Here is a 9970-nt window from a genome sequence, read left to right as displayed (position 1 = left end):
TGTTGGAGTGACCCCTTGTGGCGAGGGGATTAATCCCCGTTGGGCTGCGCAGCGGCCCTGAAAATCTAAAAGCGACGACTGCTTCGCAGCCGAACGGGGATAAATCCCCTCGCCACAGGTTTTCGTCACAGATAGCTTCGCTCCTACATTGAATTGTGTGTTTGGCAGGTTTCTGTTGGAGTCTGGCAATGCCGTTACGCGAAGAATGTCTGTGGGAAAAACTCACGCCGCAAAGGCCGGATAACACGGCGCTCAAGGGTGAAGTCAAAGTCGATGTCTGCGTGATCGGCGCCGGGTTTACCGGGTTGTCGGCGGCGCTGCATCTGTTGGAACAGGGCAAAAGCGTCTGCGTGCTGGAAGCGCATCGCGCTGGCCACGGCGGTTCCGGGCGCAACGTCGGGCTGGTCAACGCCGGCATGTGGATTCCACCGGACGAGATCGAAGCCGGTTTCGGCGAAGCGGTCGGCAGTCAGCTCAATCGCATGCTCGGGGCCGCGCCCGCGCTGGTGTTCAGCCTTGTGGACAAGTACAACATCGATTGCCAATTGCGCCGCGAAGGCACGCTGCACATGGCGCATAACGCCAAGGGCGAGGCCGATCTGCGCAGTCGCGAGCAACAATGGAAACGTCGCGGCGCACCGGTCGAGCTACTCACCGGCAAGGCTTGCGAACAAGCCACCGGGACGCAAAAAATCGCCGCCGCGTTGCTCGATCGTCGCGCTGGCACGCTCAATCCGATGGCTTATGTCACCGGGCTGGCGAACGCGGTGCTCGGCCTCGGCGGGCAGATGTTCGACCATTCACCGGTCACTCGACTCGAGCGTCAGGGCGCGAAATGGTCGGTGCAAACCGAGCACGGTTCGGTGCTCGCCGAACAAGTGGTCATCGCCTCCAACGCCTACACCGAGGGCGACTGGACGGAACTCAAACGCAATTTCTTCCCCGGTTATTACTATCAGGTCGCTTCGGTGCCGCTGACCGAAGACGCTGCGCAGGAGATTCTTCCGGGTGGGCAAGGCTCGTGGGATACCCGCCAGGTGTTGAGCAGCATCCGCCGCGATAAAGAAGGGCGGTTATTGCTCGGCAGCCTTGGCAACGGTAATCAAAAACCGGCCTGGTTTCTCAAGGCTTGGGCTGATCGGGTGCAGCAGCATTACTTCCCCCATTTGAAACCCGTCGAATGGGAGTGCACCTGGACCGGGCGCATCGCGTTTACGCCCGATCACCTGATGCGTCTGTTCGAACCGGCACCGGGGCTGGTCGCTGTCACGGGCTATAACGGCCGTGGCGTCACCACTGGCACGGTGGTCGGCAAAGCCTTCGCCGATTACTTGTGCAACGGCAATGCCGAGGCCCTGCCAATTCCCTTTGCACCGATGCAGCCCTTGGCGGGCGTGGGCTTGCGCAGTTGCCTGTACGAGGCCGGGTTCTCGCTGTATCACGCGGGCCAGTGCCTGCGCATCGTGATTTGAGTGTTGAATTATGTTGCCGGAAGCGGCGCTTTTCGATGCAGCGACTAGCCTGTAATGGTGCGGGTTGTAGCAGTCCCGCACCAGCAGTGTGCAGTTCGGTGACGCGGGCTGTTACAGGCTGGTTGCACGTCGTTTGGTGCCGCGGTTGCAATGATGGCGCATGCGGGTTGCGCCTGAAAAAATAAATGGTTTCACCTTCCGCGGTTTAGACGGTTGCACGCCCAATGAAAATGGGAACGAAACAGTCGAAATAACAAGAAAGCAGCGACTTTTTGAAGAATAAAAAACCGATGGCACGGCCCTTGCTCTGCGCATTCAGTGAAGTGAAGTCGCAGTGCCAACTAAAAAAAACCTTGGAGCACCACCTCATGTCCCAGACGTTTTACAAGAAAGGCTTTCTAGCCCTCGCAGTGGCTACTGCGTTGGGTGTTTCTGCGTTTGCTCAGGCTGATATCAAAATCGGTGTAGCGGGTCCAATGACGGGCGCCAACGCGGCATTTGGCGAGCAGTACATGAAGGGTGCACAAGCGGCGGCCGATTCGGTCAACGCGGCAGGTGGCGTCAACGGGGAAAAAATCGTTCTGGTCAAAGGCGATGACGCCTGCGAACCGAAACAAGCGGTAACGGTCGCCAAGGATCTGGTCAATCAGAAAGTTGCTGGCGTGGTCGGCCACTTCTGCTCGTCTTCCACCATTCCAGCCTCGGAAATCTACGACGAAGCCGGCGTAATCGCGATCACCCCGGGTTCCACCAACCCGCAAGTGACCGAGCGCGGCCTCAGCGCCATGTTCCGTATGTGCGGGCGTGACGACCAGCAAGGTATCGTTGCCGGCGACTACATTGTCGACGTGCTCAAGGGTAAAAAAGTCGTTGTATTGCACGACAAAGACACCTACGGCCAAGGCCTGGCGGATGCCACCAAGGCACAACTGGTCAAGCGCGGCGTGACGCCAGTGTTGTATGAAGGCCTGACCCGTGGCGAAAAAGACTTCAGCACCATCGTCACCAAAATTCGTGGCGCTGGCGCCGATGTCGTCTACTTCGGTGGTCTGCACCCGGAAGCCGGTCCGCTGGTTCGTCAACTGCGTGAGCAAGGCCTGAAAGACGTCAAGTTCATGTCCGATGACGGTATCGTGACCGATGAACTGGTAACCACCGCGGGTGGCCCGCAATTCGTGGATGGCGTGCTGATGACCTTCGGTGCCGACCCACGCATGCTGCCAGAGAGCAAGGCAGTGGTAGACGCGTTCCGCAAGGCCGGCACCGAGCCTGAGGGCTACACCCTGTACGCCTACGCTTCGGTACAAACCCTGGCCGCAGCCTTCAACGGCGCCAAGTCCAACAAGGGCGAAGAAGCGGCTGCCTGGCTGAAGAAAAACCCGGTGAAAACCGTCATGGGCGAAAAAGCCTGGGACTCGAAGGGCGACCTGAAAGTCTCCGACTACGTGGTTTACCAGTGGGACAAGGACGGAAAATATCACCAGCTGGAAAAACAGAAGTAAGGGCTGACGCGATCAGTTGATCCCACGGTTCCTTGTAGGAGCCGGGCTTGCCCGCGAAGACGGACTGACAGGCGACAACATTGTTGAATGTTGAAATGCTTTCGCGGGCAAGCCTTGCTCCTACAGGGGCCGGTGGTGACGGGCGAATCGTGGCTGACATTGCTCCGACGTAAATCTGTATTTTCCCTAGAAGAGCCGCACGTCCACAGGCGTGCAGGTTCTCACTGCGTGAGATTGCGTTATGGATGGTATTTTCCTGCAGCAACTGGTCAACGGTCTGACCCTCGGGTCGGTCTATGGCCTGATCGCCATCGGCTACACAATGGTCTACGGCATCATCGGCATGATCAACTTCGCCCACGGCGAGGTTTACATGATTTCTGCTTACCTGGCGGCAATCAGTCTGGCTCTGCTGGCTTACTTCGGTATCGAATCTTTCCCGCTGCTGATGCTCGGCACACTGATCTTCACCATCGTCGTCACGGCGGTGTATGGCTGGGTCATTGAGCGAGTCGCTTACAAACCCCTGCGCAACTCCACCCGACTGGCACCGCTGATCAGCGCCATCGGTATCTCCCTGATTCTGCAAAACTACGCACAGATCGCTCAAGGCGCGAAACAACAAGGCGTGCCAACCTTGCTGACTGGCGCGTGGCGTGTCGACATCGGCACCGGTTTCGTGCAACTGACTTACACCAAAGTCTTCATTCTGGTGGCCGCGTTCGTCGGCATGGGCGTACTGACCTACATCATCAAGTACACCAAGCTCGGGCGCATGTGCCGTGCCACTCAGCAAGACCGCAAAATGGCCTCGATTCTGGGGATCAACACCGACCGCGTGATCTCTTACGTGTTCATCATCGGTGCAGCCATGGCGGCATTGGCCGGTGTGTTGATCACCATGAACTACGGCACGTTCGACTTCTATGCCGGCTTCATCATCGGCATCAAGGCATTCACTGCTGCGGTGCTCGGCGGTATCGGCTCTCTGCCCGGTGCGATGCTCGGCGGGATCATTCTCGGGATTTCCGAGTCGCTGTTCTCCGGCCTGGTCAACTCCGACTACAAAGACGTGTTCAGCTTCTCGCTGCTCGTACTTGTTCTGGTCTTCCGGCCGCAGGGCCTGTTGGGCCGTCCTCTTGTGTCGAAGGTGTAAGCGATGTCTTCAACCACCAAAAAAACCATCGATATCAAAAAAAGTCTGGTTGAGGCGATTCTTGCCGGCCTGATTGCCCTGATCGTATTCGGGCCGATTGTCGGCGTCGTCCTCGACGGTTACAGCTTCAACCTCGAATCGACCCGTGTGGCGTGGATCATTGGCGTTGTCATGATCGGCCGGTTTGCCCTCAGCCTGTTCCTGCAAACCCCCAAAGGCCTGAAAATTCTCGACAGCTTCGAGAGCACCGGGTCGGGTGTGCATGTACTGCCAGCCGATCACAAATCGAGCCTGCGCTGGATCATCCCGCTGCTGATTGTGCTGGCTGTCATCGTGCCGTTTGTTTCCAACTCCTATTTGCTGGGCGTGGTCATCCTCGGGTTGATCTACGTGCTGTTGGGATTGGGGCTGAACATCGTGGTCGGTCTGGCCGGTCTGCTCGACCTCGGTTACGTGGCGTTTTATGCCATCGGCGCCTACGGTCTGGCGCTCGGTTATCAGTACCTCGGTCTGGGCTTCTGGACGGTGCTGCCGCTGGCGGCGATCACTGCGGGCCTTGCCGGCTGCATCCTCGGTTTTCCGGTACTGCGCCTGCACGGCGACTATCTGGCGATCGTGACCCTGGGCTTCGGTGAAATCATTCGCCTGATCCTTAACAACTGGTTGTCGCTGACTGGCGGCCCGAACGGCATGCCGGCGCCACTGCCGACGTTCTTCGGTCTGGAGTTCGGCAAACGGGCGAAGGATGGCGGGGTGCCGTTCCATGAGTTCTTCGGCATCGCCTACAACCCGGACGTGAAGTACTACTTCATCTATGCGGTGTTGTTCCTCGTGGTATTAGCTGTGCTGTACATCAAACACCGTTTGGTGAAGATGCCGGTCGGCCGTGCCTGGGAAGCCTTGCGTGAAGACGAAATCGCCTGCCGTTCGATGGGCCTCAACCACGTGCTGGTCAAGCTATCGGCGTTCACCATTGGCGCGTCGACGGCGGGTCTGGCCGGTGTGTTTTTCGCCACCTATCAAGGTTTCGTTAACCCGACCTCGTTCACGTTCTTCGAATCGGCACTGATCCTGGCCATCGTCGTCCTCGGCGGCATGGGCTCGACCATCGGCGTGGTGATTGCAGCCTTCGTACTCACCGTCGCCCCGGAACTGCTGCGCGGCTTCGCTGAATATCGCGTGCTGCTGTTCGGCATCCTGATGGTGTTGATGATGATCTGGCGACCACGTGGGCTGATCCGCATCAGCCGTACCGGGGTCACTCCACGCAAAGGTGCCATTCACTATGAGAGGACTGCGCCATGAGTGAAGTCGTACTCTCTGTTGAAAAACTGATGATGCATTTCGGTGGCATCAAGGCCTTGAGCGATGTCAGCCTGAAGGTCAAACGCAACTCGATCTTCGCCTTGATCGGCCCTAACGGCGCTGGCAAAACCACTGTGTTCAACTGCCTGACCGGTTTCTACAAAGCCTCCGGCGGCAAGATCGAGCTCAACGTGCGCGGCCAGCAGACCAACGTCATCCAGTTGTTGGGCGAGTCGTTCAAAGCGTCGGATTTCGTTTCGCCGAAATCCTTCCTCAGTCGCATGTACTACAAGATGTTCGGTGGCACGCACCTGGTGAACCGTGCGGGGCTGGCGCGGACATTCCAGAACATTCGTCTGTTCAAGGAAATGTCGGTGCTGGAAAACCTGCTGGTGGCCCAACACATGTGGGTCAACCGCAACATGCTCGCCGGCATTCTCAACACCAAGGGCTACCGCAAGGCTGAAAGCGACGCACTGGACGTTGCCTTCTACTGGCTGGAAGTGGTCGATCTGGTCGACTGCGCCAACCGTCTCGCCGGTGAACTTTCCTACGGCCAGCAACGTCGCCTGGAGATTGCCCGCGCCATGTGCACTCGGCCGCAGATCATCTGCCTCGACGAACCGGCCGCCGGCCTCAACCCTCAGGAAACCGAAGCGCTGAGCGCGATGATCCGGCTGCTGCGCGACGAGCACGATCTGACCGTGGTGCTGATCGAACACGACATGGGCATGGTAATGAGCATTTCTGACCACATCGTGGTGCTGGATCACGGCATCGTCATCGCCGAAGGCGGGCCTGAAGCGATTCGAAATGATCCGAAAGTGATTGCGGCGTATCTCGGCGCTGACGAAGAGGAACTGGTATGACGCAACCGATCCTCGAACTCAAAAACCTCGACGTGTTCTACGGACCGATCCAGGCGCTCAAAGGTGTTTCGCTGCAGATCAACGAGGGGGAAACCGTCAGCCTGATCGGCTCTAACGGGGCCGGTAAATCGACATTGCTGATGTCGATCTTCGGCCAGCCGCGTGCGGCTGGCGGGCAGATCATTTATCAAGGCGTCGACATCACCCAGAAGTCCTCGCACTACATCGCTTCCAATGGCATCGCGCAGTCGCCGGAAGGACGGCGGGTGTTCCCTGACATGACCGTCGAGGAAAACCTGTTGATGGGCACCATCCCGATTGGCGACAAGTACGCCAAAGAGGACATGCAGCGCATGTTCGCGCTGTTCCCGCGACTGGAAGAGCGGCGGACGCAGCGGGCGATGACCATGTCCGGTGGTGAGCAACAGATGCTCGCGATTGCCCGGGCGTTGATGAGCAGGCCGAAGTTGTTGCTGCTCGATGAACCGAGCCTGGGCCTGGCGCCGATCGTGGTGAAGCAGATTTTTGCGACCCTGCGGGAGTTGGCGAAAACCGGGATGACGATTTTCCTGGTCGAGCAGAACGCCAACCATGCGCTGAAGCTGTCGGATCGGGCGTATGTGATGGTTAACGGCGAGATTCGCCTGACCGGTACCGGCAAAGAGTTGCTGGTGAATGAGGAGGTGCGTAACGCCTATCTGGGCGGGCACTGATTCCCCATAAGTTGTCCACAAACCCCGACGCGAAAATGTCGGGGTTTTTTTATCTCTCAAATTCACCGTAAACCCCTGTAGGAGCAAGGCTTGCCCGCGAAGAGGCCTCCCCATTCATCTTATGTATTGGCTGATACACCGCCATCGCGGGCAAGCCTTGCTCCTACAAGAAACGGGTTGAAGTGAAATTGTGGAAAACAAATCCGGCAAGCTACCAAAGCGCGACATAAAGACGCTGCAAATGGCTGTTTTTCCACAGTTTTGACTTGTCCCCGTTTGCTGTGGAGCTGGCTGTGAATAACGTGGGTGTATCTGGCTGCAGGCCTTGTAAGCCGTGGCTTGCAAAGGTGTGGTTGTTTTTTGATCAGACGCTTTTGCCTGAGCGATAGGCGCCAATGTCAACCTTTTTATAAGGCTGCTAACGCAGTCGATATGAAGTGCCCCTGCCTGTGGATAAGTCTGTGATTAAACTCTGGAAAGACCTCGCTAAGCAGCGTAATTGCTGGCCTCGCGCAATCACTGTGTCGACCGCTTGGTCGTGCAAAATGCCATGTCCCGCACATCTGCCGCTTCAGGGTCAAGCAAAAAACTTTCTGTTTCCCCCGCAAAGCCTTGTGCGGCGCGGCTTTGCGCGTTTCCACTTGCCCCCGGAAACTGTGGAAGGGACTGTGGATAACATGCGCGCACATGGCTACAGGCCACGCCCTGTATAGCGCTGCCGCGGTTGATCATTTTTTGAGCTGAATCCGTCCGTGTAGGAGCTGCCGAAGGCTGCGATCTTTTGATTCTGGTTTTTAAGATCAAAAGATCGCAGCCTCGTTGCACTCGTCAGCTCCTACACATGGGTGGGTGTTGCCCGTGAGTGCAGGGCCGGGCATGCTGCTGGCTGATTTTCTATTCCAAGGGCTGCCTCGGTGGCCGAAGCAAGGAGAACACGATGTCCAACACCCTGTTTATCACCGGCGCGACGTCCGGTTTTGGTGAAGCCTGCGCCCGCCGTTTTGCCGAGGCTGGCTGGAAACTGGTGCTGACCGGTCGTCGTGAAGAACGCCTTAACGCGCTGTGCGCAGAATTGTCGAAGCAGACCGAAGTGCATGGCCTGGTGCTCGACGTGCGTGATCGCAAGGCGATGGAAGAGGCGATTGCCAACCTGCCGCCGTCGTTCGCCAAGCTGCGTGGCCTGATCAACAACGCCGGTCTGGCGCTGGGCGTTGATCCTGCACCGAAGTGCGATCTGGACGATTGGGACACCATGGTCGACACCAACGTCAAAGGTCTGATGTACGCCACGCGTTTGCTGCTGCCGCGTTTGATCGCCCATGGCCGTGGCGCCGGCATCGTTAACCTCGGTTCGATCGCTGGTAACTACCCGTACCCGGGCAGCCATATCTACGGCGCGACCAAGGCGTTCGTTAAGCAGTTTTCGTTGAACCTGCGTTGCGACTTGCAGGGCACCGGCGTGCGCGTCAGCAACATCGAGCCGGGTCTGTGCGAGAGCGAGTTCTCGCTGGTGCGTTTTGCCGGCGATCAGGAGCGTTACAACGCGACCTACGCCGGTGCCGAGCCGATCCAGCCGCAGGACATCGCCGAAACGATTTTCTGGGTGATGAATGCGCCGGCGCACATCAACATCAACAGCCTGGAATTGATGCCGGTGAGCCAGACCTGGGCTGGCTTTGCGATTGAGCGGAACAAGGCCTGACACCGCGTTATCGTTCTTCGCGAGCAAGCTTTGCTCCTACGGATTTGTACGATGGTGTAGGAGCAAGGCTTGCCCGCGATGAGGCCAAATCGGCCAAAACACGGCGATAAGGTAAACTCCCCTCGCAACAACCCAACCGCACCCCGCGGTTTTCAAGGTTTTTCGAGGAGTCAAAGTGAGTAACCGAGGTGAGCAGTCGCTGCTCAAACAATCGACCATTCTGATGTTCGCCGTGGCGATCGCCGGGATCGTCACCGGTTTTGTTTCTGGTTCGCAATCCATCCTTTTTGATGGTTTTTTCTCACTGATCGCCACCTTCATCAAAGTCCTGATGCTGATCACTGCCAAGTTGATCGCCAAGGAAAGCAATCACCGCTTCCAGTTCGGTTTCTGGCATCTGGAGCCGATGGTGCTGCTGATCGAAGGCAGTTTCCTGCTGTTGATCGCGATCTATGCGTTTCTCAACGGTGTGTTTGGCATCATCAACGGTGGTCGCGAGATCGAGTTGGGCTTGGTGATCATCTACGCCGCCGTGTTTACCGTGGTCGAGTTCGCCTATTTCTTCTACGTCCGACAGCGTAACCGCAAGCTCAAATCGACCCTGATCCAGTTCGACAACATCAGCTGGCTGGTGGACGCGATGCTGTCCGTAGGCCTGTTGATCAGTTTCCTCGCGGCACTGCTGCTCAAATCCCAGGGTTATGGGCAGTGGGCGGTGTATGTCGACCCGCTGATCCTGATCGTGCTGGCGCTGACCATGTTGCCGCCGGCGTTCAAGATTCTTGGGCCGGCGTTACGCGATGTATTGGGCATCGCCCCCGACACGCTGGATGATCAGGTGCGTCAGGTGATGGAAGAGGCGAAGGCTGAGCATGGTTTCGACGATTACGTGTCGTACGTGCAGAAGCACGGACGGGCGCGGTTTATCGAGATTCATGTGGTGTTGCCGGCGGACTATGCACTGAGCCATGTCGGGCAGCTGGACGCGTTGCGCGAGGAAATTTCGGCGAAGCTGGGCAAGCCGGATGCGGCGCGGTGGCTGACTATCAGCTTTACCGGCGACAAGAAGTGGATTGCCTGATGTAACCCTGATTGCTGTTGAGAACAGATTTGTGATGCAGGGGATTTAGGTAGAGAAGGGATTTACTGTAGAGAAGGGATTTATTGTGGCTAGGGGATCTACTGTGGCGAGGGGATTTATCCCCGTTGGGCTGCGCAGCGGCCCCGCTCTTTTCAGGGCCGCTGCGCAGC

The 9970-nt window shown here is 57.7% G+C and carries 8 protein-coding genes; all 8 read left to right on the top strand.

Annotation, left to right across the window (positions count from 1 at the left end; all coding sequences use genetic code 11):
* Nucleotides 1–188 precede the first annotated feature (188 nt).
* Nucleotides 189–1472, top strand: a complete 1284-nt coding sequence (locus QMX93_RS27810; RefSeq protein WP_282358708.1) for an FAD-binding oxidoreductase — start codon at nucleotides 189–191, stop codon at nucleotides 1470–1472.
* 368 nt (nucleotides 1473–1840) lie between these two features.
* A complete protein-coding gene (locus tag QMX93_RS27805; RefSeq protein ID WP_053116795.1) occupies nucleotides 1841–2974 on the top strand; it encodes an ABC transporter substrate-binding protein in 1134 nt (377 codons plus the stop codon).
* Nucleotides 2975–3215: 241 nt separating this feature from the next.
* Nucleotides 3216–4130: a branched-chain amino acid ABC transporter permease gene (locus QMX93_RS27800; RefSeq protein ID WP_053116796.1), complete on the top strand. Its 915-nt coding sequence runs from the start codon at nucleotides 3216–3218 to the stop codon at nucleotides 4128–4130.
* Between the two features lie 3 nt (nucleotides 4131–4133).
* A complete protein-coding gene (gene livM, locus QMX93_RS27795; RefSeq protein WP_159815837.1) occupies nucleotides 4134–5435 on the top strand; it encodes a high-affinity branched-chain amino acid ABC transporter permease LivM in 1302 nt (433 codons plus the stop codon).
* Nucleotides 5432–6304 (top strand): ATP-binding cassette domain-containing protein, encoded by an 873-nt coding sequence (locus QMX93_RS27790; protein WP_053116798.1) that lies wholly within the window; start codon nucleotides 5432–5434, stop codon nucleotides 6302–6304. Before livM ends, QMX93_RS27790 begins: the two co-directional genes overlap by 4 nt.
* Nucleotides 6301–7017 carry an ABC transporter ATP-binding protein gene (locus tag QMX93_RS27785; RefSeq protein ID WP_053116799.1) on the top strand — a complete coding sequence of 239 codons (717 nt, stop codon included), beginning with the start codon at nucleotides 6301–6303 and terminating at the stop codon, nucleotides 7015–7017. The genes QMX93_RS27790 and QMX93_RS27785 overlap by 4 nt, the downstream gene beginning before the upstream one ends.
* 937 nt (nucleotides 7018–7954) lie before the next feature.
* Complete coding sequence (locus tag QMX93_RS27780; protein WP_008087168.1) at nucleotides 7955–8719, top strand: SDR family oxidoreductase; 765 nt, start codon at nucleotides 7955–7957, stop codon at nucleotides 8717–8719.
* A 175-nt stretch (nucleotides 8720–8894) separates the two neighbouring features.
* Nucleotides 8895–9800 (top strand): cation diffusion facilitator family transporter, encoded by a 906-nt coding sequence (locus QMX93_RS27775; RefSeq protein ID WP_282358704.1) that lies wholly within the window; start codon nucleotides 8895–8897, stop codon nucleotides 9798–9800.
* The last annotated feature ends 170 nt before the right edge of the window (nucleotides 9801–9970 follow it).

This window comes from Pseudomonas sp. PS01303 (assembly GCF_029959385.1).
Lineage (GTDB): Bacteria > Pseudomonadota > Gammaproteobacteria > Pseudomonadales > Pseudomonadaceae > Aquipseudomonas > Aquipseudomonas rustica.
Note: the sequence above shows the minus strand (reverse complement) of the source record. Positions and strands in the feature narration are given on the sequence as shown.

What these genes read in the sequence shown, in the direction of transcription:
- QMX93_RS27810 (WP_282358708.1), top strand. Translation starts at nt 189, where the DNA reads ATGCCGTTACGCGAAGAATGTCTGTGGGAAAAACTCACGCCGCAAAGG.
- QMX93_RS27805 (WP_053116795.1), top strand. Translation starts at nt 1,841, where the DNA reads ATGTCCCAGACGTTTTACAAGAAAGGCTTTCTAGCCCTCGCAGTGGCT.
- QMX93_RS27800 (WP_053116796.1), top strand. Translation starts at nt 3,216, where the DNA reads ATGGATGGTATTTTCCTGCAGCAACTGGTCAACGGTCTGACCCTCGGG.
- livM (WP_159815837.1), top strand. Translation starts at nt 4,134, where the DNA reads ATGTCTTCAACCACCAAAAAAACCATCGATATCAAAAAAAGTCTGGTT.
- QMX93_RS27790 (WP_053116798.1), top strand. Translation starts at nt 5,432, where the DNA reads ATGAGTGAAGTCGTACTCTCTGTTGAAAAACTGATGATGCATTTCGGT.
- QMX93_RS27785 (WP_053116799.1), top strand. Translation starts at nt 6,301, where the DNA reads ATGACGCAACCGATCCTCGAACTCAAAAACCTCGACGTGTTCTACGGA.
- QMX93_RS27780 (WP_008087168.1), top strand. Translation starts at nt 7,955, where the DNA reads ATGTCCAACACCCTGTTTATCACCGGCGCGACGTCCGGTTTTGGTGAA.